Source organism: Diaphorobacter sp. JS3051, assembly GCF_015832135.1.
GTDB lineage: Bacteria > Pseudomonadota > Gammaproteobacteria > Burkholderiales > Burkholderiaceae_C > Diaphorobacter > Diaphorobacter nitroreducens.
In genome coordinates this window covers 3405410-3430411 of sequence record NZ_CP065406.1, presented here as the reverse complement: position 1 = coordinate 3430411, position 25002 = coordinate 3405410, and the positions used below count along the sequence as shown (strand labels likewise).

19 protein-coding genes and 6 pseudogenes are annotated in these 25002 nt (G+C 63.2%); 12 read left to right on the top strand and 13 right to left on the bottom strand.

Translation table 11 applies throughout. The features are described 5' to 3' along the window. Positions 1–24 precede the first annotated feature (24 nt). The 4 genes from I3K84_RS16315 (at position 25) to ruvC (ending at position 3099) form a co-directional block, all read left to right on the top strand. Positions 25–885, top strand: a complete 861-nt coding sequence (locus I3K84_RS16315) for an energy transducer TonB (protein ID WP_015914250.1) — start codon at positions 25–27, stop codon at positions 883–885. After that, complete coding sequence (gene aroE, locus I3K84_RS16310) at positions 885–1733, top strand: shikimate dehydrogenase (protein WP_196994991.1); 849 nt, start codon at positions 885–887, stop codon at positions 1731–1733. The genes I3K84_RS16315 and aroE overlap by 1 nt, the downstream gene beginning before the upstream one ends. Before the next feature lie 3 nt (positions 1734–1736). Continuing rightward, on the top strand, positions 1737–2459 hold the full coding sequence (gene mtgA / locus I3K84_RS16305) for a monofunctional biosynthetic peptidoglycan transglycosylase (RefSeq protein ID WP_196994990.1): 723 nt from the start codon (positions 1737–1739) through the stop codon (positions 2457–2459). A 79-nt stretch (positions 2460–2538) separates the two neighbouring features. Continuing rightward, a complete protein-coding gene (gene ruvC, locus I3K84_RS16300; protein ID WP_011806752.1) occupies positions 2539–3099 on the top strand; it encodes a crossover junction endodeoxyribonuclease RuvC in 561 nt (186 codons plus the stop codon). Between the two features lie 36 nt (positions 3100–3135). Here ruvC and I3K84_RS16295 read toward each other — a convergent pair whose 3' ends face one another. Continuing rightward, the gene (locus I3K84_RS16295) at positions 3136–4788 is read right to left on the bottom strand and encodes a methyl-accepting chemotaxis protein (RefSeq protein WP_172208484.1); all 1653 of its coding nucleotides are present in this window, start codon (positions 4786–4788) and stop codon (positions 3136–3138) included. A 254-nt stretch (positions 4789–5042) separates the two neighbouring features. Here I3K84_RS16295 and I3K84_RS16290 point away from each other — a divergent pair, with 254 nt between their 5' ends. Continuing rightward, entirely contained in the window at positions 5043–6518 is a 1476-nt protein-coding gene (locus I3K84_RS16290; protein ID WP_231403350.1) for a methyl-accepting chemotaxis protein, read from the top strand. A 112-nt stretch (positions 6519–6630) separates the two neighbouring features. On the opposite strand, the pseudogene I3K84_RS22580 reads toward I3K84_RS16290, so the two are convergent. From I3K84_RS22580 to I3K84_RS16260, 6 genes and pseudogenes are all read right to left on the bottom strand, one after another. After that, a pseudogene (locus tag I3K84_RS22580) lies at positions 6631–6834 on the bottom strand (Tn3 family transposase); the annotation flags it as partial. 130 nt (positions 6835–6964) lie between these two features. Continuing rightward, positions 6965–7492 (bottom strand): hypothetical protein, encoded by a 528-nt coding sequence (locus I3K84_RS16280; RefSeq protein WP_196994973.1) that lies wholly within the window; start codon positions 7490–7492, stop codon positions 6965–6967. Beyond that, positions 7489–9054 carry an IS66 family transposase gene (locus I3K84_RS16275; protein ID WP_196994974.1) on the bottom strand — a complete coding sequence of 522 codons (1566 nt, stop codon included), beginning with the start codon at positions 9052–9054 and terminating at the stop codon, positions 7489–7491. Before I3K84_RS16275 ends, I3K84_RS16280 begins: the two co-directional genes overlap by 4 nt. An 80-nt stretch (positions 9055–9134) precedes the next feature. Then, a complete protein-coding gene (tnpB, locus tag I3K84_RS16270; RefSeq protein ID WP_196994975.1) occupies positions 9135–9482 on the bottom strand; it encodes an IS66 family insertion sequence element accessory protein TnpB in 348 nt (115 codons plus the stop codon). Then, positions 9479–9877 carry a hypothetical protein gene (locus I3K84_RS16265; RefSeq protein ID WP_196994976.1) on the bottom strand — a complete coding sequence of 133 codons (399 nt, stop codon included), beginning with the start codon at positions 9875–9877 and terminating at the stop codon, positions 9479–9481. The genes tnpB and I3K84_RS16265 overlap by 4 nt, the downstream gene beginning before the upstream one ends. Before the next feature lie 81 nt (positions 9878–9958). After that, a pseudogene (locus I3K84_RS16260) lies at positions 9959–12679 on the bottom strand (Tn3-like element IS1071 family transposase); the annotation flags it as partial. A 129-nt stretch (positions 12680–12808) separates the two neighbouring features. Between I3K84_RS16260 and I3K84_RS16255 the strand changes: the two are divergent. After that, positions 12809–13414 (top strand): annotated as a pseudogene (locus tag I3K84_RS16255) (transposase); the annotation flags it as partial. A gap of 375 nt (positions 13415–13789) precedes the next feature. Here the strand turns inward: I3K84_RS16255 and I3K84_RS16250 are convergent. The 5 genes and pseudogenes from I3K84_RS16250 to I3K84_RS16230 form a co-directional block, all read right to left on the bottom strand. Further along, a complete protein-coding gene (locus tag I3K84_RS16250) occupies positions 13790–14482 on the bottom strand; it encodes a tripartite tricarboxylate transporter substrate-binding protein (protein WP_196994989.1) in 693 nt (230 codons plus the stop codon). 221 nt (positions 14483–14703) lie between these two features. Further along, a pseudogene (locus tag I3K84_RS16245) lies at positions 14704–16252 on the bottom strand (IS91-like element ISPps1 family transposase). Between the two features lie 62 nt (positions 16253–16314). Continuing rightward, positions 16315–17316 (bottom strand): IS1595-like element ISCsp2 family transposase, encoded by a 1002-nt coding sequence (locus I3K84_RS16240; RefSeq protein ID WP_011805635.1) that lies wholly within the window; start codon positions 17314–17316, stop codon positions 16315–16317. A gap of 185 nt (positions 17317–17501) precedes the next feature. Then, positions 17502–17699 (bottom strand): annotated as a pseudogene (locus I3K84_RS16235) (acyl-CoA thioesterase); the annotation flags it as partial. A gap of 18 nt (positions 17700–17717) precedes the next feature. Next, the gene (locus I3K84_RS16230; protein ID WP_231403347.1) at positions 17718–17948 is read right to left on the bottom strand and encodes a hypothetical protein; all 231 of its coding nucleotides are present in this window, start codon (positions 17946–17948) and stop codon (positions 17718–17720) included. Between the two features lie 3 nt (positions 17949–17951). Here I3K84_RS16230 and I3K84_RS16225 point away from each other — a divergent pair, with 3 nt between their 5' ends. From I3K84_RS16225 to I3K84_RS16210, 4 genes are all read left to right on the top strand, one after another. Beyond that, a complete protein-coding gene (locus tag I3K84_RS16225) occupies positions 17952–19460 on the top strand; it encodes a hypothetical protein (protein ID WP_196994984.1) in 1509 nt (502 codons plus the stop codon). Between the two features lie 125 nt (positions 19461–19585). Continuing rightward, positions 19586–20587 (top strand): ABC-three component system protein, encoded by a 1002-nt coding sequence (locus I3K84_RS16220; RefSeq protein WP_196994983.1) that lies wholly within the window; start codon positions 19586–19588, stop codon positions 20585–20587. After that, positions 20575–21090: an ABC-three component system middle component 2 gene (locus I3K84_RS16215; RefSeq protein WP_196994982.1), complete on the top strand. Its 516-nt coding sequence runs from the start codon at positions 20575–20577 to the stop codon at positions 21088–21090. Before I3K84_RS16220 ends, I3K84_RS16215 begins: the two co-directional genes overlap by 13 nt. Further along, positions 21087–22139: a hypothetical protein gene (locus I3K84_RS16210; RefSeq protein ID WP_196994988.1), complete on the top strand. Its 1053-nt coding sequence runs from the start codon at positions 21087–21089 to the stop codon at positions 22137–22139. Before I3K84_RS16215 ends, I3K84_RS16210 begins: the two co-directional genes overlap by 4 nt. Here the strand turns inward: I3K84_RS16210 and I3K84_RS16205 are convergent. Beyond that, on the bottom strand, positions 22087–23205 hold the full coding sequence (locus I3K84_RS16205) for an IS630 family transposase (RefSeq protein WP_231403305.1): 1119 nt from the start codon (positions 23203–23205) through the stop codon (positions 22087–22089). The two genes, I3K84_RS16210 and I3K84_RS16205, sit on opposite strands and share 53 nt — an antisense overlap. 154 nt (positions 23206–23359) lie before the next feature. Between I3K84_RS16205 and I3K84_RS16200 the strand changes: the two genes are divergently transcribed. After that, positions 23360–24148, top strand: coding sequence for a hypothetical protein (locus I3K84_RS16200; RefSeq protein ID WP_080650057.1), 789 nt, complete (start codon positions 23360–23362; stop codon positions 24146–24148). Between the two features lie 110 nt (positions 24149–24258). After that, positions 24259–24903 (top strand): annotated as a pseudogene (locus tag I3K84_RS16195) (ATP-binding protein); the annotation flags it as partial. Positions 24904–25002: the final 99 nt, after the last annotated feature.

Below are 25002 nucleotides of genomic sequence, written 5' to 3'. Positions count from 1 at the left end.
GCCTGCAGTGATGGCGGCCCGACGATGAAAATCTCCACCCTGCTTCAACGCCTGACGACGCTGCAGATCGCGCTGGGCGTCTCCATCGCCGTGCATGCCGCACTGCTCACGGTGCGCTTCGTGGACCCCGAGAGCTTCAACCGCGTGTTCCAGGACACGCCGCTGGAGGTGATCCTGGTCAACGCGCAGTCCAACGAGCGCCCCGACAAGGCGCAGGCCATCGCGCAGGCGTCGCTGGCCGGTGGCGGCGAGGCCGCCAAGGGACGCGCCACCAGCCCCCTGCCCTACTCGGCCCTCACCACGATCGGCGACGACCTGGAGGAAGCCCAGCGCAAGATGGACCAGATGCTGGAGCAGCAGACCCAGATGCTGGCCCAGCTGCGCAAGCAGCTCGCCGTGCTGCCCGAGCCCGACCCGCGCAAGCCCAGCCAGAGCACCGACAGCCAGGCCCAGGACGAAAAGCGCCGCCAGTTGGTGAAGCTGCTGGCCGAGATCGAAAAGCGCATCAACGAGGAAAACGCCCGCCCGCGCAAGCGCTACATCAGCCCCGCCACGCGCGAAGAGGTGTACGCCGTGTACTACGACGCGCTGCGCCGCAAGGTCGAGGACAAGGGCACGCAGAACTTCCCCGAGCAGGGCGGCAAGAAGCTCTACGGCGAGCTGATCATGATCCTGACAGTGAACCATGACGGCCGCGTGCTGGCCACCGAGGTGGTGCAGGGCTCGGGCAACCGCCTGCTGGACCGCCGCGCCGAGGCCATCGCCCGCGCCGCGGGGCCCTTTGGCCACTTCGGCCCGGCGATGCGCGCCAAGGCCGATCAGATCGCCGTGGTCTCGCGCTTCAAGTTCACGCGCGACCAGACCCTGGAAACCGACCTGCGCTGATGACCGCCGCCGCCGACCTCTACTGCGTGATGGGCAATCCCATCGCCCATAGCCGCTCGCCGTGGATCCACGCGCGCTTTGCCCAACTGACGGACCAGTCGCTGCACTACGAGCGCCGCCTGGTTCCGCTGGACGGCTTCGCCCAGGCGCTGCAGAGCTTCGCCGCCGAAGGCGGGCGCGGCTGCAACATCACCGTGCCGTTCAAGCTGGAGGCCGCGCAGCTGGCCACCACGCGCAGCGAGCGCGTGCAGTTGGCCGGCGCGGCCAATACCCTCGTGTTCGACGGCGGCAGCATCCATGCCGACAACACCGACGGCCTGGGCCTGGTGGCCGACATCACGCAAGGCGCGGGCGTTCCGCTCGCCGGGCGCGACGTGTTGCTGGTGGGTGCGGGCGGCGCGGCCGCCGGCGTGCTGGGCCCGCTGCTGCGGCAGCACCCCCGGCGCATCGCCGTCGTGAACCGCACGCCCGCGCGCGCCCAGGCACTGGTGGACAGCCACGCCGCGCTCGCAGCGCTACAAAAAACAGAGCTACTGGCGCTGGACATGCAAGCGCCAGGGGCCGATTTCGATGTGATCATCAACGCCACGGCCAGCAGCCTGGAAGGCGGCCCGGTGCCCGTGCCCGCCAGCGTGCTGCGCCCCGGCAGCCTGGCCTACGACATGATGTACGGCCCCGCGGCGCAGCCCTTTCTGGACTGGGCCACGGGCCACGGCGCCACCGCGCGCGACGGGCTGGGCATGCTGGTGGAGCAGGCGGCCGAGGCCTTCCAGCTGTGGCGCGGCGTGCGCCCGCCGTCGGCCCCGGTGCTGCAGGAGCTGCGCGCGGCCATCGCCGCGGGGGCCTGAGGCATGCGGGGCGCACTGCGCTGGTGCATGCTGGTGCTGCTGGCACTGCTGGCGCTGCAGCTGTTCTTCGTAGCGCGCATCGCGGCCATGGCGGTGATCGACCCGGAATCCACCACCTTCCAGCGGTCCGAGGCCTGGGCGCAATGGTCCCAAGGCAGCGGCATGCGCTGGCGCCAGCAGTGGGTGCCGTACGCACAGATATCCGACCACCTCAAGCGCGCGGTGGTCGCATCGGAGGACGACAACTTCGTCAACCACGACGGCGTGGACTGGGATGCCATCGAAAAGGCCTGGGAGCGCAATGTGCGCATCGAGGCGCAGCTGGCCGCCCGGCCGTCGGCCACGGGCCGCGCGCCCAAGATCCGCGGCGGCTCCACCATCACCCAGCAACTGGCCAAGAACCTGCTGCTGTCGGGCGAGCGCAACCTGGTGCGCAAGGGGCAGGAATTCGTGCTCTCCCTGGCGCTGGAGCAACTCCTGCCCAAGCAGCGCATCCTGGAGATCTACCTGAACAACGTGGAATGGGGGGCAGGCGTGTTCGGCGCCGAGGCCGCCGCGCAGCGCTACTTCGGCAAGAGCGCGCGCCAGCTCACCGCGCCCGAGGCCGCGCGCCTGGCCGTGATGCTGCCGGCGCCCAAACGCTTCGAGAAGGCGCCCGGCTCGGCCTACCTGGCCGGGCGCACGCGCGCGCTGCTGGCGCGCATGGGGCGCAGCGAGTTGCCCTGAACCACATGTCATTCATACAAGCAAAATCGACCTCAAAACCAATAGCAGCAAGCGCGAACAGCTATAAATTTAATAGTCCATGAGAATCCTTGGCATCGACCCCGGACTGCAGACCACGGGCTTCGGCGTGGTGGACGTGGACGGCCATCGCCTGCGCTACGTGGCCAGCGGCACCGTCCGCACCACGGGGCGCGCCACGGGCCTCGCGCTGGGGGATCTGCCGGGCCGGCTCAAGGTGCTGTTCGACGGCGTGAGCGAGGTGGCAGCGCGCTACCAGCCCAGCACAGCGGCGGTGGAAATCATCTTCGTCAACGTCAACCCGCAGTCCACGCTGCTGCTGGGCCAGGCGCGCGGCGCGGCGCTCACCGCGCTGGTGAATGCCAATCTGCCCGTGGCCGAATACACCGCGCTGCAGATGAAGAAGGCCGTGGTAGGCCACGGCCGCGCGGCCAAGTCGCAGGTGCAGGAGATGGTGCGCCGTCTGCTGGAATTGCCCGGCCTGCCGGGCACCGATGCCGCCGACGCCCTGGGCCTGGCCATCACCCACGCGCACGCCGGGGCGGCCATGGCCCGCGTGGGCGAGGTCGCGCAGCTCACGCGGCGCCAGCACGCCATGTACAAGGCCGGGCGCAGTTACTGAACGACTGAACGCGGCCCTTGCCTCTGGGGCCTTTCCCTACGCAGCAAGCGCGGGCAAGCCAACGTCCTTCTCCGCCATTTCCCGAGCGGTGGTTGCGCGCGCCAACGCCACGGCCCCCGGCTGCGGCGCGCCGCCCTGCAGCTTGAAGCGGCTGACCGCCTCGGTCAGTCGGCCCGCCTGGTCGCGCAGCGACTGCGACGCGGCTGCGGACTCTTCCACCAGCGCGGCGTTCTGCTGCGTCATCTGATCCAGGTGGCTGACCGATTGGCCTACCTGGCCAATGCTGCCCGCCTGCTCGGCGGCCGCGCTGGTGATCTCGGCCACGATGTCGGAAACCCGGCGCACGCTGGCCACGATCTCGGTCATGGTCTCGCCCGCCTGCGCCACCAGGCGCGAGCCGCCCTCCACCCGCTCGACGGAGGCGCCGATCAGCGCCTTGATTTCCTTGGCGGCGTCGGCGCTGCGTTGCGCCAGGCTGCGCACCTCGCTGGCCACGACGGCAAAGCCCCGGCCCTGTTCACCGGCGCGCGCGGCCTCCACGGCGGCATTGAGTGCCAGGATGTTGGTCTGGAACGCGATGGAGTCGATCACGCCCGTGATGTCGCCGATGCGCCGCGAGCTGTCGGAAATCTCGCCCATCGTCTGCACCACCTGCGCAACCACCGCGCCGCCGCGCACCGCCACCTCGGCCGCGTTGGCCGCGAGCCCGCTGGCCTGGCGGGACGATTCGGCACTGTGCTGCACCGTGCCGGTGAGCAACTCCATGGACGAGGCGGTCTGCTGCAGGCTGGCGGCGGTCTGCTCGGTGCGCTGGCTCAGGTCCTGGTTGCCCAGGGCAATCTCGTCACTGGCCGTGGCGATGCTGCCCGCAGCCTGCTGCACCTGGCCCACCAGGGTGCGCAGCGCATCCTGCATGCGGCCCATGGCAGCGACGAGGCTGCCGATCTCGTCACGTTGGCGGGACTGCACCGCATGCGACAGGTCGCCCGCGGCAATGCGCTCGGCCAGCGCGCGCGCCTGCTCCAGCGATTGCGTGATGGAACGCACGCTGAACAACGTCAGCGGCACCAGCACCGCCAACCCCAACAGCACGGCTGCAGCAATCAGCATGGACATGGTGGCGGTGCGCTGGTCCAGGGCGGCGCGCGCCTCTTCCATGTGGCCGCGCGCCTGCGTGGCCAGGCTGGCCAGCAGGGCATCGGTGGTGTCCATGTGGGCCTTGAAACGCTCGGCATACGCCCCCGCACCCGCGCCATCGAGCAGGGCGCGCTCGATCTGGTCGAAGATCGGCACGAGCCCGCCTTCGTACTGCCCGACCTCGGCCAGCGCTTTGTCCAGTGCGCCGGTGAATTCCACGTTGCCGGCCTGCACCTCGCGCACCTGCGCCATGCTCTTGCGCAGCGCATCCAATTGGCGGCTCCAGCCCTCACGCAGCGCCTGCACCTCCACGGCGTTGTTGAAGTTGATGATGATGTCCTTCTCGGCGCGGCGCAGGTGCCCCAGGCCGGTGCGAAGTTCGGCCATGTCGGTGAGCGTCTGCACCTGGCGCGCGAACAGCTCTTGCAGCGTGCTGCGCGAGCGGTCGAGCGCAACGTAGCCCAGAGCGCCCACTGCAGTCAGCAGGACCAGGGAAAAAGTCGTGGCGAAATACAGCCGCGCGCGAATGGAAAGCTGCCCCAGAACCCTCATGGCATTCCTTTGCTGAACATGATGACCGGCGTGTGCAAGTTCCACGCCATGGCAGAGATACCGCCTCGTGGGCGGACCGGAATGCAACTGTATGTTGCAAGCGCTCAATCCCAAGGCAGGGTAATCACGGTCCCGTTGTCTCTGGTGAGACGGGGCTTAGGGAACGCGGCAAGGCATGCCTAGAAAACATATTGTCACAATCTTTGTCCATAGTGCGGTTCGGCCCTAAGGCTTTGGTCACCCCGAACACGCGCATGTCCTTCTCTTCTTCCCCTACCCGCTCTCTTTCCATCGGCCCGCTGGGTCGCCGGCTGCTGGGCCTGTTCATGACGGTGCTGGCGCTGAGTCTGGTCGGCTCGGCCATCGGCGTGTGGTCGCTGCGGCACATCGGCCAGTCGACAGACGACATGGTTCAGCACAGCGTGGCCAACGAACGGCTGGTGGCCGATGCCTACCGGCTGCAGGCCATCAATGCCGAGCGCTACAAGGCCGTGGCGTTGAGTTCAGAGCCCGAGGTGGGGCAAGCCATCGGCGCCGACATTGCCGCTACGCAGCAGCAGTACGACAGGCTGGTAGCCACCCTGGCGCAGCGGCTGGCCGGCACAGCCGACGAGGAACTGCTGTCCCGCGTGAAGGCGCGGGCCGCCGACTTCCACGAGGCCCAGGCCGCACTGGTGCAGGCACGCGACTTCGGCCTCACGTCACGCATTCAACAGGTGTATGGCGAACGCTTCCTGCCCGCGTCCCAGGCATTGCTGGGGGCGCTGGATGCGCTCACACAGTCGCAGCGCCAGTCCATCGACACGGCCGCCCTGGCCGTGGGCGGCTGGAGCCTGCGGGCGCGCTGGTCACTGCTGGCGTTCGGCAGCCTGTCCCTGGTGCTGGGCACCCTGCTCGCGCTGTGGCTGGTGCGCAGCATCACGCGGCCCATTGCACTGGCCAGCGACACCGCGCAGCGTGTTGCGGGGCTGGACCTGCGCCAGGACATCGTGGGCCACGACCGGGATGAAACCGGGCACATGCTGACGTCCCTGTCGGTCATGCAGTCCGCGCTGCGCAGCCTGGCGGGACAGGTGAGCACCTCTGTGCACAGCCTGCACACGGCTTCGTCCGAGATGGCCAACGGCAACGCCCACCTGTCCACCCGCACCGAGGAGGCCGCAGCCAGCCTGCAGGAAACGGCCGCCGCGCTGGAGCATGTGACACGCGCCGTTCAACAATCGGCCGAGACCGCCGAGCATGCCGAGGCACGCGCCGCACAGGCGGCAGCCGCCGCGCACGAAGGCAGCAACGTGGTGACGCGCATGGAGCAGACCATGCAGCAAGTGGCCCACAGCGCGCACCAGATCGGCGACATCACGGGCATGATCGACTCGATCGCGTTCCAGACCAACATCCTGGCGTTGAACGCCGCGGTGGAAGCCGCACGTGCCGGCGAACAAGGCCGCGGTTTCGCGGTGGTGGCCAGCGAGGTGCGCAGCCTGGCGAACCGCTCGGCCGAAGCCGCGCGCGAGATCAAGGCATTGATCCAGGCATCCGTGCAGCAGGTGGATGCCGGCGCCACCCTGGCCGCTGATGCGGGGCGAACCATGGCGCAGGTGGTGGCGGCCATCCAGGACGCCGCGCGCACGATGGCCGACATACGCTCCAGCCACCATGCGCAGCAGCAGGACATCCTCTCCATCCACTCGGCCCTGTCGGGGTCTCCTCGTTTTCAGTGCAATAAGTGACGGTACGAAAAGCTAGCACTGGCGCGGAGGTGGTGTTGGTAGATCGTTGATTTCATTGACTTTCCTGTTCACTTTCAAATCTGCGATTCGTGGCGTCAAACCGTGGTCGGTTTCATCCATTGGTGCCAGTTATCGATGCATTTGGCCGCGAAGGCAGGATTTGGTCAGCATAGCGGTCAACCGGGAAGCGAAACACACCCCGCAAGTTGATGCTCTCCAGCCTGGTGGGCGCAATCTTCCCGATCAGTTCCGGTGGAATGACCTGGCGGCGGTTCGACCAGCGATCCAGGACCGCCTGCATCTGTGAGGTATTCCAGTAAGTGTCCGCCCAACCCCGTACTTGCTGACCGGCTCGCGGCCAGGCATCGTCACCTCCTGAATGGACAGGGGGTTTTTCGATGCAGACAGGGCTACCTTGGCACCGGCCGCCGCTCCGGCGCCCGTGGTCACACGTCCACGACGTGACGCAGCAGCGCGAAGGAAACTTTCCACAGCCCACCGTCGCCCGTGTCGATGCTGGCGGTGCGCTGGTTGATCCGGGTGATGACCCCGACTTGAGCGCGCAGGTGCTTATCTTCAAAGGACACCTTCTGCCCGCGCTGGAAGTCGTCGCGACTTGGCTTGGGCGCGGCCGGCGGCGGCATGGTCGCCGTGGCGCCTTGCGTGATGTCGGTCTCTGCGCAGGCGGGCGGTTCCACCGCCGCATAGGCCAGTCGCCAATGCCGCAGCGTGGCCTGGTCTTGCACCAGGATCTCCTTGTCCTTCATCTCGACCACCCGCGCCGGCCGCATCTGCCCGCTCTCCAGCTCGAAGTAGCGCACCGTCTGCCCCAGGTGAAGTTGTCGGCGGATCTCGATCACCCGTTTCGGATCGGTGATCATCCGCTGCAGGATGGCCTGCAGGCGGTACAGCTGCAGGCTGCTGGCCTGCCCGAGAGCATCGAGCAGCCGACGCTCCTGGTCCTCGATCATCATGCCGGCTTCCAGTGCATCGGCAGCAGTTGTTCCAGCTGGCTGAGGCGGCAGTCGTTGATGCGGCTGAACACGTCCTTCAGGTACGCGTACGGCTCCACGCCATTGAGTTTGGCCGTCTCGATCAGGCTGAGGGCCACCGCCGCGGCGTGGCCGCCGCGTTCGCTGCCCGCGAAGAGCCAGTTCTTTCGCGACAGGGCGATCGGCCGCATCGCCCGCTCGCTGGCATTGTTGTCCACCGCCAGCATCCCCTCATCGAGGAACGCCGTCAGCGCGGGCCAGTTGCTCAGGGTGTAGGCCACCGCCTTGCCAAGCGCCGATTGCGGCAGCAATGCTGCGACGTGCCCCAGCAGCCACTGGTGGAAGTCGGCCAGCAGCGGGCGACTGCGACGCTGACGCTGCAACCGCTTCTGATCAGGGTCGGATTCGGCGATCTCCCGCTCGATGTGATACATCTCCCCGATGAAGCGCAGGGCCTCATGGGCCACGCCAGGCGGCGCGCCGGGCGGTGCGGTCTTGACCACCTCCATGTACCGTCTGCGGGCATGGGCCCAGCATGCCGAGTGGATGACGTCGCCACCTTTGAAGAGGCTGTGATACCCGGCGTAGTCGTCGGCCTGCAGCCACCCCTTCCAGCCGGCGAGCATGCGCCGAGGGTGCGCGCCGGAGCGGTCGGTGGTGAAGTCGTACAGCGCCGCTGGCGCCACCGGCTGCCACTGGCCTGCTGCATCGCGTTTGTGCCCGCCGGCCAGGTAGCACCACAGCCGCGCCGTGATGGTCTTGCCGGCGCCGCTGCCGCGTGCGGCCTGCATCGCCAGGGTGGTGTCGTCCGTGAGGATCACCGGGCTGGCCAGCACGTGTGCCTTTAGCGGCGGCATCAGGCGGGCCAGCAATTCGCAGCCGTCCAGCGTCCAGTCGCACAGCGTCTGCCGCGGGGCGGCAAAGCCCAGGCGCGCAAAGCCACGCTCCTGGCGCGCCAGCGGGTTGTGATCGAGGTACTTGGCCACCAGCACGTGTGCCAGCAGGCCCGGCCCGGCATTGCTGCGGGGCAGCGGCGAGGTGATGGCGCTGGCGGTGCGCACGGTGCTGCTGCCCTGGTCGTCCTCGCAGCGGTACTTCAGCCGCGCGTGCTGCAGCACCAGCAGCTTGGCTGGCGTGTATTCGATCGTCTCGCTGACCTCCTCGCCGATGCGCTGGACCCGGGTGAACTGGGCCTTCTCCTGCTCGCTCAGATCGTGCTCGACGCGCACCCGCGGCAGGCTCGGATCGATCGCGGGGCGTCCACGGCGGCGGCGATGGTGCTCGCCCACGCGCTCGCGCGTCTCGGGCGGCACGGGCAGTTCGACCGTGTCGACCCACAGTTCGGTCTGGCCCACATGCAGCACCTCGCTGCTGCGGCCGAACATCCGGTGGCGCAAGGCAGCGAGCTGCTGGGCGAGATTGGCCATCTGGGCATCGGCCTGCTCGCGCACCGCCTGCAGCTGCTGCGCGAGCTGCACCACCAGGTCCTTCAAAGGCTCCACCGCGTCGGGCAACTGGGCGCGATCGAGGTAGGCGGTGGACATGGGCAATGATCTTCCCATGCACTTCGCGGCATGGCCATTCGGAGAATCGAGAATTGCTAGACACCATCGCGCTCGATCTACTATGCAACCATCGATGCTGTGACCGCCGGCAGGCGCTTCACGCGACTGAGGTCGATGCCGTCGAGCCAGGCCACCAGCTCGCTCATGGCGATGCCGTTGCCCGCCAAGCGCGCCGGATCGGCGAAGCGGCCGCGCTCCAGGCGCTTGTACAGAACCCAGAATCCGTGACGGTCCCACACCAGCAGCTTGGCCTTGTCGCGCCGGCGCGCGATGAACACGAACACGTGTCCCGACAACGGGTTCAAGCCCATGCTCATCGCGACGATCTGGCCGAGCGCATCGATCGACTTGCGCATGTCCACGGCTTCGGCGTAGACGTAGGCGCGGATCGCCGAGGACAGGATCACGCCAGTCGCTCCAGCACCCGGGCAAGCACACGCTCGGCGCTCGCACCCGCCAGACGCAGCGTGATGCCCCCGCACAGAGCGATCTCCACGTCGCTTGCAATCGACGGCACGCTTTGCGAGCCGATCGCGATGAAGGAGGCGGAGCCCTTCGCGGCCTCGGCCGCGGCCGGCATGGTGCCGATGGAGCGGCGATGCTTGGCCAGGCGATAGCGGTAGGTGGACAGAGCCAGGGCGTTGTCGTGGCAATACTGCCGCACGCTCATGCCTTGACTGAGACGGCGATCCTCGTGTGCGAGCCAGAAGGCGTCGTCGCGCTCGGCGCCGTCGCGAACCTGGCCGGATTCGACAGCGTCGCCGCGGGGCGAGTCACCAGCTGCCGGAAGATCTTGCTGCATCGTCGTTCTCCTGTTGGATGGAAGGCTCGACGATGCCTGGTGGCTACGAGTTCAGCAAGAACGGGGAAGAGCGGACAGATACGTATTCCACGCCATCACGATGTTGGCCATCAGGCTCAACGCATCGGCCACAGCCTGCATTTCATCGACACGTTTGGCCTGCGCCGGGCTGATCCGGCCGGTATAAATGGCGCGCTTGAGGGCGTTAACAGCCTCGCCCCGATTGAGCACCCGGCGCAACTCGTTCCTGAAAGCGTCCTTGACAAAGTAGTCAGCCAAAAACGCCGTACGCAGCAACCGCCCCAATTGCACGCCAGCCTCATAGATTGGATCGCCCTGGGCGGCAGAACCGAACCGCGCAAGAGCTGCCACCGCACTGGCATGTCCGCTCATGACCGAGGCTGCCAGGTGCACCAGACTATCCCAATGCTTTTCGATCAAAGCGACGTCGACATTGGCTTCGCACACCGCAGCGATTTCTGCGGGCACTTTGGTGCCGCGTGGCACAAAGAGGTGGCGCTGTTTGAGTTCCTTCAACCGCGGGCAAAGATCAAAACCAAGCAAACGGGCATGTGACATGGCAAAGTCGGTGTAGCCATGGGTATCCACAGCAAGCTGGCTGGTCTCCAGCTTTTCTTGGCGGATGACACCTTCAATGGCCACGCCCGCCTGGCGCTCATTGAGCACAAAGGGCTGCGCATGGAAGATGCCCCACCGGTCTTTTACATGGGAGTAGATTCCAATGGAAGGTGTGTTGCGCCGAGGATCAAGCCGGGCTTGCCACACCCGTTTGGTGGTCTCCATGGTCATCATGTCAGAAGATGCCAAATCGGACCGCCCCCAGGTGGCGGCAATCGGGTGTCGCTGCATGAATTCCAGCACAGCCTGGCAGGCCTGGCTCAGACGCCGTTCGTCCCGCGCCCAGCGCATGGCCTGGCGAATGCTGGTGGCAGACAATTGCGGAATCATGCGCGCGCATTCGACCGCAGTCAGACTGGTGCCGTGGGCCATGATGCCGGCATAGACCATCAGCAGCTCGTCGGTAGAGCGCGGCTCACGTCCGAGCATGATCCAGCTAAAGCGCACCTGGGCGTCAACGGCCAGAATCACTTCCGGCAATTGAACCTCACCGATGCGGTGACCCAAAGCCGCGCGCAGCTTGGTCACTTCTGGGTCTTCGTCCTCTGCGGGCAATGGCGACAAATGGAGTTCATCATCCACGCGCAGTACGCCACTGCGGGCTGCAGCGGCCACCGCATCGACACCGGCAGTTACTCTGGCCAGCAAAGGCTTCAAGAAAGTGGCAGCCTTGCTGGGTAACGATAGACGGGCATAGTGTTTCTTGGACTCTGCCTGCCAACGCTCGTCCGTGAAGAACAAGCGCGCACGACCCCGAAAGCTCAGGCTGTGCTCAATCCAGACCGAGCCATTGCGCACCGCGCGGCGCAGGGCAAACAGGGTGGCCACCTCCAACGCCTGAAACGCCCGTTCCCGGTCTGGGCTGGAGATCGAAACCTGCCAGATCATTCCCAGACTTGGTGCCACCACTTCAACTGGCAGCTTTCTGGATCCTTTGAGATATAAAGCTTGCAGCTTGGCAAGGTACTCGATGGCAGGATGCTCGCCGGTGGCCTGCCAGGGCAGCTTTGCAATGGCGACGAGCAACGACCGCACGGGGCGAATTCCATCAATCAATCCCTCGCGGACCAGGGAGGCCCTGCTCGGTGGTTTGCGTTTCTGGGTTTCGGTGATCAAGGCTTCAAGACGGGCACGCAACTCAGCATCTGGCACCGCACCTTGCGCGCTCAAGGCAACAAGTTCGCCGAGCAGCGTTTTGTACATTGCGGCCCAATTGACGGTAGCGGGGACATCGGCGGCAGCCTGACGCCACAGATCGGCGATCCGGCGCTGCACCATAAGGATCAACTGGTCTGTGGTGGTGAACAGGCAATACCGAAGAAAGCATGCGACCTCCACGGTGCGCGCTGGCTCTTTGATCTTGGCTCCGGCTGAGGGCGGCCTGGAGACAAGTCGGCGCGCGTAGCGGCGCAAGATGAGATCGGGGATGTCTGCCAGGTGCTTATGAACGTCCAGCGTGTAAAGCAGGTCGATGCGCTCCAGTACCTCGCTGATTTGGCGGGTTGAGTGTTTCGCCGGTGCAGCCCATAGCCAACTCTGCTGGGTTTGTCCATCTGGGCGCAGCTCTGAAACTGAGGCTCGCCAGCGATCAAGTGTTGCTGGATCAACGCTGGCGGCGATGGCGGTGCCTGTTTCAACTTCAAGCTGGGCAAGTGCCGCCGCAATCAGTGTCCGAATTGCCCGCTCGTGCACGATCACCAGCTTGTTCTTGTACAGCCATTGACGCGCCCGCACGAGTAGCTGATCGCGGTCGGCGCAGCGCGCCACTTCGTCGCGCAGTTCACGTACCAGTGAGCGGCGCTGGTGCTCGCTCATCCACTGGAATCCAAGGACCGTGCAGGCTACTTGTTGGTGATCGAATAGCGTGCGCCCGCGTTCATACATGGCTCTCAGCGAGGCGACTTCTGGTGCTGCAATGCCAAGCTCGTTGCCAAGGTGGCGCCACAAGGCTACTGGAATTACCCGAAAGGCACCGAGCAAACGCCCACTCATGCGCAGGAAACCAATATGGAGCGCCAGACCAAGCTTGTGGGAATCACCTCGGCGTGCATTGATTGCGTCGCGCTCGGCACCATCGAAGGTGAAAAATGCCTTCATCTCGAAGTCGCTGATATCGCGGGGGAGCCCACGCATCCCCAAAAACGTTGTGTGCCAACCCTGCATCGTGAACCTCAAAAGTGGGAGGCCACCATACCCGTTTACAAAGCGAACAGGAAAGTCAATGAAATCAACGGTCTACCCAGACCACCCCCGCGCCAGTGCTAGCTTTGCGTACCGTCACTTATTGCACTGAAAACGAGGAGACCCCTGTATGCGCTGCACGCGCCCGAGGCAGAGTGCATCGCCAAGGGCAAAGCCAGAACGCCCTACGAGTTCGGCGTGAAAGTGTCCATCGCAGTGACGGCCAAAGAGGGCCTGGTGGTGGGCATGCGCTCCATGCCCGGCAACCCGTATGACGGCCACACGGTGGACAGCCAGCTCGAGCTGGTCGAGATCCTCACCGGCCACACACCCAAGATCGCGCTGGCCGACCGTGGCTACCGCGGTGTCGAGCCCGCGTGTTGGGCGCGACTGCTGATCAGTCATACGCGCAAGTTGCCCAAGCGGCTGAAGAAGCTGCTCAAGCGGCGTCAGGTGGTCGAGCCCATGATCGGACACATGAAGGCCGACGGCCTACTGGGCAAGAACTGGCTCAAGGGCGCGGGTGGCGACGCGCTGCACGCTCTGCTGTGCGGCGCCGGGCACAACTTGCGGATGATCCTGCGGCACCTGCGGGTGCTTTATTGCGCCTTGCTCGGACTGATCGCCATGACCGCCACGCTGGCCTTGCCGGCACCCACGTCAACATCGCCGCTCACCGCCTTGACTTCGCGCCGCTCCGCGCTGGCTCGCGGCTAAAACGAGTTGTTCAGGGCCGACTGGGTAGGAGTGGTCGGCAACGGGGCAAGTTAGCGATCGCGGTCGAGTGCCATCAAAGAATTGACCGACCTCTACCCGTGCTGGCCTGCACGCCCACAGTGTCTTCCATCATCCAGGGTGACCCGCCAGGGTCATGACAGTTAGCCCGATTCAACTGCGCCAGGTGCCCAGAAGGTCGGCAATTTCAACGAGCGCTGGGAAGCCCAGGTCCTGACGGACAAGCGTGCGGCGGTGCTCGATGCGTGCAAGCACTGCGGCAATGTCGAGTTCGCCCGTTTGGGGCCCGCTGGAGGAGCAGATCGAAGCACTGCGTGCCGCGAAAGTGGGCGGATGAAACGAGAGGTTAATGGCATCTCAAGACTCGGCGGTGAAGCCCACGCGTCTGACAACTTCCCACCACTTTTCATGTTGTTTTCGCAGGCTGGACGCCATGGCCTGCGGCGTTAAGCTGTGTGCTACCAAGCCCAGGGAGGCAAGAGCCTCCGCAACCGCCTTGCGATTGACGGCTTCGGCAACCATTTGATGAAGGCGTGAAACGGTTTGGGGCGAAACGCCTGATGGAGCAAAAAAGCCGAGCCACTGATCGCCAGCGGGGTAGTCTGCACCGAACTTTTGCTCTGCAAATGTGGGAGTGTCGGGCGTGAAGGGTGTTCGCTGCGGCCCAGAGGTTGCGATGATGCGCAATTTCCCCGCCTTTTGGAAAGACAAGAACGTCCCCGTAGGCGCAGCCATGCATGCAATCTGCCCACCGATCAGATCGGTAACTCCAGGCGCGGCGCCACGATAAGCCACGTGCCTGAGATAGACGCCAGCCTCCTTGGCTACCAGCGCCCCCAAGAGATGCAATGGTGTACCGGTACCGGGAGATCCGAAACTTGCGTGTTCAGGGTGCTCCTTGGCCCAGGCCAGGAAATCCCGGAGCCCACGCACGGAAGGCGGTACCAAGGGACCCAGCGCAAGGGCGTCAGTCGTAGTGGCTACGGTGGCTACGGGAGCCAGATCCGCGAACGGATCGTAGTCCAACTTGCTGTAGACGAAAGGGTACAAGGACAGCACGGCGTCTGGTGTGAGCAACAAGGTACGGATAGGAAATTCAACCGCATGAGGCCAAGTATGGCACGAGTTTTGGGCCTCGAAACACGTTCGGCCAAGGAAGGTTGAGCGCTCGCTTGCCGCTCAATGGCAAGAGCTTGGGAGGCAGTATGCATTTGGGCCTGGCGCGCGCGCAGCTGCTTCCCCGCAGCGATGGATACCGCCGCTTCACTGGGTCACCAATTGACGCGCTGGTCTACCTCGTCGGGTTGAGCTGCCAGATCCCAATCCGGCTCGCCTTGCGCACCATCATCCACCGGCGCGTCGCAGCCCTCCCACAGCGGTGGCCCGCGTGCCGGGGTGATGTGCGGGGGGGGCAGACTCCACCCCGATGTGGTTCAGGATGTGGCGGATTTCGGCGCTGTGGGTGATGAAGGCAATGATGCGCATCTGCCCACCGCACATGGGGCACAGCAGCGGAAATGCCTCGTAGATGCGGGCAATCAGCACCGCCCACAAGTAATGCGCCGCTCGCTTCGGGCGTGCTTCAGGTTCGGGTGTGGGTGTGGCCGCGTTGCCCGGCGCCGCCACCCCAGGTACGCCCGCGCCAGGTTGTGCAGTCTCCACCGTGGCTGGTTGCGACGCAGCAGGCTGAGCCAGCGCCGTTACCGCCGCTCTCAGCGGCGAGTTTGGTGCCAGCACACCAAAGTAGCGGTGCCGGTGGGTGCGTGGCGGTGGCACCAGCGCGGCGATGCGGTCGATCAGTTCCAGCGGTGTGAGGTGCAGCTCATCTGCCTTGGCACCACGCTTGTCACTGGTGGGCTCGCTGCGCTGTTTGGCACAGCGGTACACCAGTTTGCTTCCCTCTTTGCGTAGGCGCTCCATGGAAAACGGTGGACGCGCGCAATAGCGCAGCAGCCGCTCCAGCGCAGCGCGGTCGTGGGCTTCGATGCACACCCCCGCATCCACCGAGAAGCCGCTGTGTTTGTAGCCCAGCATGTCTTTGGCGTCACAGTTCTCCAGCAGGCCCCGAGCAACGAAGGCGCGCAGGATGCGTTTTTGCAGTGTGGTCTGCACTGGGGCCACGGTAGCCGCATCGATGCCGGTGGCCGCGTGAAAGATGACACCCGGCGATGAGATTCGAGGGGTCGCATCAGCATCGCCCTCGCCCTCCACTTCCTCAAACACCCCGTCCACCACACAAACGTGGAAGTGGACGTGTTCATTGAGGCTGGAGCCGAATCGGTGAATGAAGGCGATGGCACCGATGTGCAGGCCTGCCTTGTCCATATGGGCCGCACCGGGGCTGTGGGTCTGCAGAGTTTGTGCGATCACCCGCAGAAAGATGCGCAGCACCATGCTCAGCACCGCTCCGTCGCGCTGCATGAAGTAACGAAGCCGCTTGGGAACCGACAGCACCCACTGGCGCACCGGCAGGCGGGGGAATACGTGATCGTTCAGGTGCGCTGCTGTCTCCACCATGCGCCGGGTGGTGCACGAGGGGCAGACTCCCCGGCCTTTGCAGGAGAAGGCTACAAAGTAGTCGTGCCCACAGTCGCCGCAGCGAGCGCGGGCAAAGCCATGGGCAAAGATGCCGCACTCAAGATACTTGGCAAACGCTTTGCGCACGAAGGGCTTGGGGGTGTGGTGGTCGCCCTGGCCGTCGAACTGACCCGCGCTGGCCAACTCTAGCCAGGTCTCGTAGTGCTCGGCTACCGTTTGGTAGAGCAGCGTGCGTTCGGGGTGGCGTGGGTTGTAGAGCTTGGGCTTGGAAGTGGCTGACATGAATACTGTACAAATGCAAGGGGTATCTATTTAGCTCCAGCAGCCCCATTGATACTGTGATTTCATCCAGCAATGGTATCCGATTGGCTCTCCCCGGTGTTCTTGCTCACGACATCCCCATACGTCACTGGCGGCGTAACCACCGCTTGCTGCAGCAAGCGGTAAAACAGCATCCCGCGTGAGCTGGATGTGCGCCGGTTGAAACGGAACACGAATTCATCGAGATAGGCGTCCAGGTGGTCTGGCTGTACAGAGCCATGATGTGTTCCCAGCACCCAGCGCTGTACCAGTGAGGCGACCCGGTGCACTCCCGCCATGGAGACATGGGCAGGTACGCCTGAGCCGAGCATGACGGTGCGCTGGTGGGTGTAACCCAGTTCTCCCAGAGCGCGGTATGCCGCCGAACCATCCGTGCGTACCTGGGCTCCAGGCTCGACCACCTCCTGCACAAAGGGGATTACGTGGGTGGCGGCGTCTCGGTCAATGCGGCGTAACCGGATGCGCCCAAACCCCTTGGGCTCCACGATCTCCACCGCCATGACCATCAACACTTTGGTGGTGCTGCTCTTGCGCCCTGCAGGGGTGGCGGGATTCTTGCGATCCGTGATGGACAGGTACGTTTCATCCACCTCCACAAGCCCCTTGAGCTTGTCCCGGCCCGGGCGGACCATGGCACGTCGAAACCGGTGCAGCATGGTCCAGGCGGTCTGGTAGCTCCCCAAACCCAATACGCGCTGCAGCCCCAGGGCGCTCACGCCTTGTTTCTGATTGGTCAGGTACCAAGCTGCAGCCAGCCAGACACGCAGCGGTGTGCGCGTCTTGTCAAAGATGGTTCCAGATGTCACTGTGCCTTGGTACTGGCATGAGCGGCACATCAGGCGGGTGCGGCTGGCGCGGTACACATCGCCAGCGTTGCCGCAACGCGGGCAGACGAAGCCTTGGGGCCACCGAAGCTTCTCCAGGAACGCCTGGCAAGCCTCTTCGGTGGCAAACCAGTCAAGAAATTCGTTCCAGGTGCGGGGGTAGTCCCCTCCAGGAGTTGGCGTTAGCATCTGGGTTTCCATCCAGCTATTCTCACGTCACTGGAGCTAAATAGATACCCCTTACAAATGCACAGTATTCTGCGGCGATTGTTTGGGTACGCAAAGCACAAGGCCCGAACCGTCGCCAGTTCGGGCCTTGGCAGGGTAGCTTGGCTGCGGACTTACTTGCGCGCAGGGCAGTGGCACCGGCTGCGTGTGCTGCGTGTGACATGAATGGGTTCGCGAAACACCACCTGATCGACACTTCGCGTCACCACGTACTGACCCGACCAGCGGCTGGCGCAGGCGTAAGCCACCTGATCGAGCAGCTTAAGAATAGTGCCGCCATGAACATTGCCGGCGAAGTTGACTGTGTCGGGTGTCATCAGCACGGTCATCGAAGTCTGGTGGCGCGGCAGGTCCATCGGCTCGTCCCGGGCCTCTCAGCCGTGGCGACGCGTCGGTGCGCGTAGCGTCACGATTTCTTCGGCCGCCGTCGGGTGTACCGGAAGCACAGTGTCGAACTGTGCTTTGGTCGCCCCCATTTGCAGCGCTATGCCCGCCAACTGAATCATCTCGGCAGCCTCCAGGCCGACGATGTGGACGCCGAGCACGCGATCGCTTAAGCGATCCACGATCACCTTGATGAGCATGCGTTCGGGTTGGGCCGACATGACTTGGACAGTCTGCTGCCTGATGAGCAACGTCGAGCGATCGAGGTTTGTCAGCAATTTGCAGGAGCACAGTCACGCTTTTTGTTCACTACCCGCAACAATGTTACGGCTTCGGCGGCTTCTTCCATCGAGATCCGGGGCTTCGACCAAGAGGAGCTCGCTGATTTCACTAGTTCGTGGTGCGAGCGACTCAGACTCGCGCCATTGAGTGCGAATGACTTGGAGCACCTCATGAAGACGACCGGCGGTTCACCGCTCTTCGTCGAGTCCGTCCTGCGCTTGCTCCGTGGGGGCATGCCTATCGCGGATGCACTCAAACAATGGCGTAACCATCTCGGTCTAGAAGTACGCAATGCAGCGCTGAAGCGCGAGGTCCTGCAGTTGCGCCTTGAAGCTAAAAAGATGCTCGTCATCATATCAACCCTGGGTTCTTGCTCCTTCGCTGAAGTCAAGGACATCCTGGGGTTCAGCGACACCACGATGGTGGACGTCGCCAACGATCTGCAAACGCTTTTCCTAATTGACAGTCCTCAGATCGCGGGAACGCCTCGCTACGCGATTTCCACGACGACCCGACAACTGGTGCGGTCGTTGGGGAAGGAGGTGCTTCCTGAGTACGACGAACTGGTCAAGAAGGTACACACCAGCAAGTACCGCTCAGTGGTCAACGACAAGGCCACGCCTCTAAGATCGGTTGCAGCCGCCATCAATCAGGCGATGGCTCAGATAGCCGGAGGCACTCCCGACCTAGCAGTAAAGACTGTGGATGAAGTTAACGAACGGCTAGGGGGCAGGAACGCTGACCTGTTGTCCGTGCGTGCGAGGGCGCTCGCCGCGATGCAGAGCTCATCGGCAGGTGACATCCGCCGTGCCTTTGAGAGGTCCTATGACGCAGGCCAGCGTAAGGACATCTTCTTTGACCAGTGGTACAAGACTGAGATCGCGTCGACGGACTTCGATGGTGCGATTGGAGTGGTCGATCGCGCATTGAAGAGCGACGCTGGCAACTCAATTTACTGGTTGAGCCGGCGCATTGATGCACGCGCCTATGCCGTTCAGCGGTATCAAGCTAACGACCCCGAACACGCAGCAACTCAGGTACGCAATGCGCTGGCAGATATCAAGAGCATGAAGGCTGCGGCAGTTTCTTCCAAACAGCCGCTGATGGTGGAATCTGCGCGTCGATATGCCGAGAAATTTTCTGATCTTCAGTGGGGCATCGCGAGGCCGAGTGGCGTTATGGAGAAGTGGCTTAGCACAATTACCATGCAGCTGGAGTGCATTGAGCTGGAAGACCAGCGTGTCGATACCTACTTGCGGCTAGCTGTTGCGTTTGTTGGTTTTTGGAAGGCCTTGTCAGCAAACAGTGAGTCCGCGCAATCTTTGCTCGATCAGCAATTGCGTATCATCAAGGACTGCTACAAAAGGGCACCTCGCTGGGTGGCACAAGATGCCAACTTCCAGGTAGCACGTCGTGACCTCGACTTGGTGAACTGGGCTGGTGCTCGCTGAGTAGCAGAATTTTCATTGGTCGGCCGGAAGCACTCTCGAAAATATCGCCATTTTTTGGTAGGCAGCCAATCATCGGGCGATCACATCCCGCACCCCATCAAAGACAGGACCAGGGAGGAGCCCCTTTGCGTAAGAACTACCCCGGCTTAATCTCAGTGCTGAATGCGGCAGAACTTGAGGATTTTGTCGACGATTGGCTAGAGCAGCGTTACAAGGACTACCACTCTCATGAACGCTGGAGCGGCACAGGAGACAGGGGCCGCGATGTCACCGGCTACGTCACCGACCGCAGGATGGATGGGCCGTGGGACAATTACCAGTGCAAACAACTCAGCACGAAGCTGTCGGAGAAGGCGCTTTTTGTTGAACTGGGCAAAATCTTCATGCACTCGGCCGCTGGTACCTACTCACTACCGAGGGCATATACCTTTGTGGCGCCTTTGGGCGTGGTACGAAAGGTGCGCGAATTCGTAGCACACCCCGACACGCTCAAGCAGGCGTTTCTGGATCTCTGGAACACATACATAGCGGATGACTTAGTCGAGAACGCGACGGTGACGCTGTCACCGGAGATCGAGGGCAAGATCCGCGCTTTCAACTTCGCGCAGGTTCACTGGCTCGACGCAAGCCGATTAGCCAAGGATCCGGCATGCATGCCAGCCTTGGTAAAGTGGTTCGATGCCGATCCGGGTCAAAGCCCGAGGGGCATCGTGCCCGATGCAATCCAGGATAACGAGTCGGCGTACCTGAGCCAGCTGGTGTGCATCTACGAGGAGCGGGGGCCAGGGACCTACGCCGATCCAGAGGCAGCGCTGGCATGCCCGACTCATGGAGAGCACCTCAGGATCCAGCGGACGCGATTTTTTGACGCCACGGCGTTTGACCGCTTTTACCGGGACTCGACGCCGGTCGATTTCGTCAAGACTTTCCGTCACGAAGTTCACAGTGGTGTCGTCGATGTGCACCAAGACGAACACTCCAGTAAGTTCACTCGCCTAAACAAAGTCATGCAGCAAGCTGCGCTGCTGCAGACGTCGGGCATATTAGGCCGACACGCAGGGCCACATGTAAAACAGGGCACCTGCCACATGCTCGCAAACGAGGGAGTAATGCCATGGGACCGTTAAGAAGGCAATCACCTCGGACGCACCCCTTCAACAGTGCGCTGGAGACGGGCATTCGCGCTCTGGTCGTGTTGGAGGCCTTCCACCCGCGACGCTTTGACCTTTTGGAGATGACCTGGCTGGATCATCTGGTGGTGCATACCGGAGATCTGGACGACATCGAAGCGCCGGGTAGCCTTCATCCTGCCTTACCCAATCGCGCCGCCGAATTGGTGGTCCGCCGTCCGCTCTTGGAGAAAAGCCTTCGCTTGATGCAGCAGTTGCACCTAGTCGACGTCTTCGAGACCGAAGATGGCATCACCTATGGAGCAAGCGACGATGCTCCGATCTACCTCGATCTGCTGCAGGCGCCATACACCTTCGCGCTAAAGGACCGGGCCCAGTGGATGGCCGAGCGTTTTGCCGATCTGTCGTCGACGGACATACGCGCGCAGATGGAAAAGCGCATCAGCCGATGGACCGCGGACTTCTGTGCCGACGAGTCGTTCAAAGGGATCCAGTCATGAAGGGCATTCGACTGCGCCATCTGGCTTTCACCGGACCTACCATAGAGCCTGCCAAGCTCAATTTCGTCAACGGCCTGAACATCATCTACGGCGCATCGAACACCGGCAAGTCGTTCGCGTCCGAGGCCATACTCTTCATGCTCGGCGCTGTGAAAAAGTTGCCAGAGAACGACGAAATCAAGCCGTACGACGCGGTGTGGCTGGGCGTGACCCTCGGCGAAGAAGGCGACTTCACGCTCTATCGGCCGATTGCAGGCGGAAATCTCAAGCTCTTCCCTGGACTCATCAGCTCCCACCCGACAGGCAAGGCTGAAGTGTTGAAGTGGCGGCACAAAGAGAAGGCTATCGACACTGCCTCTTACCGCATTCTGAAAGCCTTGGGCCTACATGACCGGTGGATCGTGCGCAACGCAGGAAGCGGGGAAAAGGAACAACTGTCGATCCGAGTCCTGGCGAAGTACGCCGTGGTCGGAGAAGAAGACATCATGTCCAAGCGTAGCCCGGTTTTGCTGTCGGGCAACCACCCGGATCGCACCCTAGAGCAGAACCTGTTCAAGCTGCTGCTCACAGGTCAGGATGACGCTGCCATTGTGACGATCCCGACCCAGACGGAGCGGGTCGCCGCAAAAGCCGGCAAGCTGGAGCTTATCGACGATATGCTGGCCCAGCTTGACAGGCAACTGGAAGAAGAATCGCGAGACCGCACCGAAGCCGAGAGGCAACTTTCCGAACTAGAAGCCAATGGCACCATAACGTCGGCGGAGTTACAGACTGTACAGGCTGCATTGGACCAATGCGCAGCTGAGCGGCGTGGTGCAGTAGATCACCGTCAGTCCCTGACCACGCGCGCGGCTGAGCTCGACATCACCCTGGAACGTTTCATAAAGCTGCAGGCGATCTATAGCTCAGACCTTGACCGGCTACATTCCATCGAGGAAGGTGGCAGTCTGCTCGCGGCAATGTCAGAACGCGATTGCCCGGTGTGCGGAGCGCCACCTAGTGTAGTGTTGCATTCTGTTTGGAACTTAATCGGCTATTGGCGCGGATGACCTTTTGCAGGATGTCGCGAGCGTTCTTGGTCCAGATGAACGGCTTGGGGTTGGTGTTGTGATGCGCGATGTACTCATCGATGGCCGAGACGAGTTCGGGCACGCTGGTGAACACCCCGCGGCGTAGCCGGTTCTCGGAGATGTCGCGAAAGAAGCGCTCGACCATGTTCAGCCACGATGCCGAGGTCGGCGTGAAGTGCATGTTGAATCTGGGGTGCTTGGCCAGCCACTCCTGCACAGCTGGATGCTTGTGCGTGGCGTAGTTGTCGGCGATCAGATGCAGCGTCTTGTCCTTGGGCGTCTCCCGATTGATTTGACGCAGGAACTTCAGCCACTCGATGTGGGTGTGGCGCTGCTGGCACTGGCCGATGACCTGACCGTTGAGCACGTTGAGCGCAGCGAACAAGGTGGTTGTGCCGTTGCGCTTGTAGTCGTGCGTCATGGTGGCCGCGCGCCCCTTCTTGAGCGGCAGCCCGGGCTGCGTTCGGTCCAGCGCCTGCACCTGGCTCTTTTCGTCGCAGCACAGCACCAGCGCATGCTCGGGCGGCGACATGTAAAGCCCCACGATGTCTTCGAGCTTTTGCACGAACTGCGGATCGCGCGAGACCTTGAAGCCGCGCACGATGTGAGGCTTGAGACCGTGGGCCTGCCAATGGCGCATCACGGTGCTGGCGCTGACGCCCAACTCAGCGGCCATCGTGCGCGTGCTCCAGTGCGTGGCCGCCTCGGGCTTGGTCTGTGTGGTTAGCTTCACAAGCTTGGCCACATCCACCTTCACCGGCGGTGCGCCGCGCGGCAAGTCGCGCTCGATACCTTGCAGCCCCAATTGCAGGTAGCGTTCACGCCAGCGCGCCACCTGCACGCGCCCAATGCCAAGCTGCTCGGCAATATCCTTGTTTTGCAGCCCCTGCGCGGCCAGCAGCACGATCTGGGCGCGCTGGGCCAATCTGACGCTGGTGCGCTTGGAGCGCGCCAGCCGGCTCAGCTCGCTTTCCTCTTCATCCGTCAACACAATCGTCGGGGCAACTCGCAATTTTTCACTCCAATGCAAACCGTAGTAGAGCATTGGAGCGTGGTTGCTCAATTAAGTTTCATTAAGAATCAAACACTACACTAGCGCTCAGAAGCACCTACATGCGGTCGAAGAAATCGCCACTACGCACAATGCCGCCGCTGCAGAGGCGCGCAAGATTGAACGCGAACAGCGCGAGCTGTCCCACGTGATCGACTCGCTTGGGTTGGAAGCGTTAGCGCTGGCAGCGTCCATCTCTTCGCTGGATGATGACATCGAAGAGTTCGATCGGAACGCTCTCGGCTTGCGTCCGGCAGAGGCAACGCTGCGTTTGAGCTTCGAGGCTTTTAACACGCGGCGCGCGGAGCTCGGGAAAGTGATAGAACTCCACAAGTGGCGTGAAACGCTGGCCGCCCGGCGCGCAGCCATCGACGCGGCATCCACCAAGAGCGACCGCGACTCGCTACCTGTTGGTCCTGATTCCTCAACTGTGTTCAGCTTCGGCGAGACCATTAAGGAGGTATTGACCGCGTGGGGCTTTCCAGATGCGGACAAGGTGCAATTCGATCCCAAAGCCAACGACATCACCGTCGCAGGTAAGGCGAGGGATGCAAACGGCAAGGGTGTACGCGCTGTGCTGCACGCAGCCTTCAACGTTGCCATGGCGATCCACTGCATCGATAACGGCTTGCCACATCCAGGCTTCATCGTTCTCGATACCCCGCTACTGACCTATCGCGAGCCACTCAAATCTCGGCATGGCGAGCTGTCGGATGACGAAAAGGCACTGAAGGCATCCAGCTTGGCCGAGAAGTTCTACAGGCATCTCGCTAGCCTTGAAGGCAAGCTGCAAGTCATCGTGCTCGAGAACTCCGATCCGCCAGCCGATATCGAGGATATTGCGTTCATCGAGGTTTTCACTGGCGTGCTAGGCGAGGGCCGGTACGGCCTTCTGTCAGTACGTGGCCGTGGACAACCGGCGCGGGGTGCTTCCTGAAACTGAAAGCGAGCGGTTCGGGATGGCTGCATTTTTGTTGTAATTGACGCAAATTCATCAGAGTTGCTTGCAAATTTGGTGGAATGTGGCGGTAACTATGTTCGTGCCCACCTGGCGAGATCTCGCAGTCCCATCACGGAGTACTGTTTCTGGACGAATTCCCCGAGTTCGCGCGCAGTGCGCTGGAGGCGCTGCGCGAGCCGCTGGAGACCGGCCAGATCACCATCGCCAGAGCCGCCCAGCGCTGCGAATTCCCCGCGCGCTTCCAGCTCGTCGCGGCCATGAATCCCTGCCCCTGCGGCCATTGGGGGTCGACGGTGCAGCGCTGCCGCTGCACGCCCGACAAGGTGGCGCGCTACCAGGCGCGCATCAGCGGCCCGCTGCTGGATCGCATCGACCTGCATGTGGAAGTCGGCGCCCTGCCCCCGCAGGAGCTGCTGGCCGCGCGCTCGGGCGAAACCAGCGAGGCCGTGCGCGAGCGCGTGGTCCAGGCCCGCGCGCTGGCCCTGCAGCGCCAGGGCAGTGCCAACCACCAGCTCCAGGGCCAGGCCCTGGACGACCACCTGGGCCTGTCGCCCGAGGCCCTGGCCTTCGCCCACAAGGCCGCCGCACGCCTGGGCTGGTCGGCCCGCAGCACCCACCGCGCGCTCAAGGTGGCGCGCACCATTGCCGACTTGGCCGGCAGCGCGGCTGTGGAGACCGGGCATGTGGCCGAGGCCATGCAGTATCGGAGGGTGTTGCGGTTGCCTTCATGAGGATCTGCATTGGACGCGGTTGCATGGTTGTCGGAATTATTTCTGATATTCCGAAATTTCCTCCTGAATGAAACGAAGTACTCCTGAATTTCGGAATAT

Coding starts and splice junctions, on each gene's coding strand:
- I3K84_RS16315 (WP_015914250.1), top strand. CDS start 25: ATGAAAATCTCCACCCTGCTTCAACGCCTGACGACGCTGCAGATCGCG.
- aroE (WP_196994991.1), top strand. CDS start 885: ATGACCGCCGCCGCCGACCTCTACTGCGTGATGGGCAATCCCATCGCC.
- mtgA (WP_196994990.1), top strand. CDS start 1,737: ATGCGGGGCGCACTGCGCTGGTGCATGCTGGTGCTGCTGGCACTGCTG.
- ruvC (WP_011806752.1), top strand. CDS start 2,539: ATGAGAATCCTTGGCATCGACCCCGGACTGCAGACCACGGGCTTCGGC.
- I3K84_RS16295 (WP_172208484.1), bottom strand. CDS start 4,788: ATGAGGGTTCTGGGGCAGCTTTCCATTCGCGCGCGGCTGTATTTCGCC.
- I3K84_RS16290 (WP_231403350.1), top strand. CDS start 5,043: ATGTCCTTCTCTTCTTCCCCTACCCGCTCTCTTTCCATCGGCCCGCTG.
- I3K84_RS16280 (WP_196994973.1), bottom strand. CDS start 7,492: ATGATGATCGAGGACCAGGAGCGTCGGCTGCTCGATGCTCTCGGGCAG.
- I3K84_RS16275 (WP_196994974.1), bottom strand. CDS start 9,054: ATGTCCACCGCCTACCTCGATCGCGCCCAGTTGCCCGACGCGGTGGAG.
- I3K84_RS16265 (WP_196994976.1), bottom strand. CDS start 9,877: ATGCAGCAAGATCTTCCGGCAGCTGGTGACTCGCCCCGCGGCGACGCT.
- I3K84_RS16240 (WP_011805635.1), bottom strand. CDS start 17,316: ATGGAAACCCAGATGCTAACGCCAACTCCTGGAGGGGACTACCCCCGC.
- I3K84_RS16230 (WP_231403347.1), bottom strand. CDS start 17,948: ATGTCGGCCCAACCCGAACGCATGCTCATCAAGGTGATCGTGGATCGC.
- I3K84_RS16215 (WP_196994982.1), top strand. CDS start 20,575: ATGGGACCGTTAAGAAGGCAATCACCTCGGACGCACCCCTTCAACAGT.
- I3K84_RS16210 (WP_196994988.1), top strand. CDS start 21,087: ATGAAGGGCATTCGACTGCGCCATCTGGCTTTCACCGGACCTACCATA.
- I3K84_RS16205 (WP_231403305.1), bottom strand. CDS start 23,205: ATGCTCTACTACGGTTTGCATTGGAGTGAAAAATTGCGAGTTGCCCCG.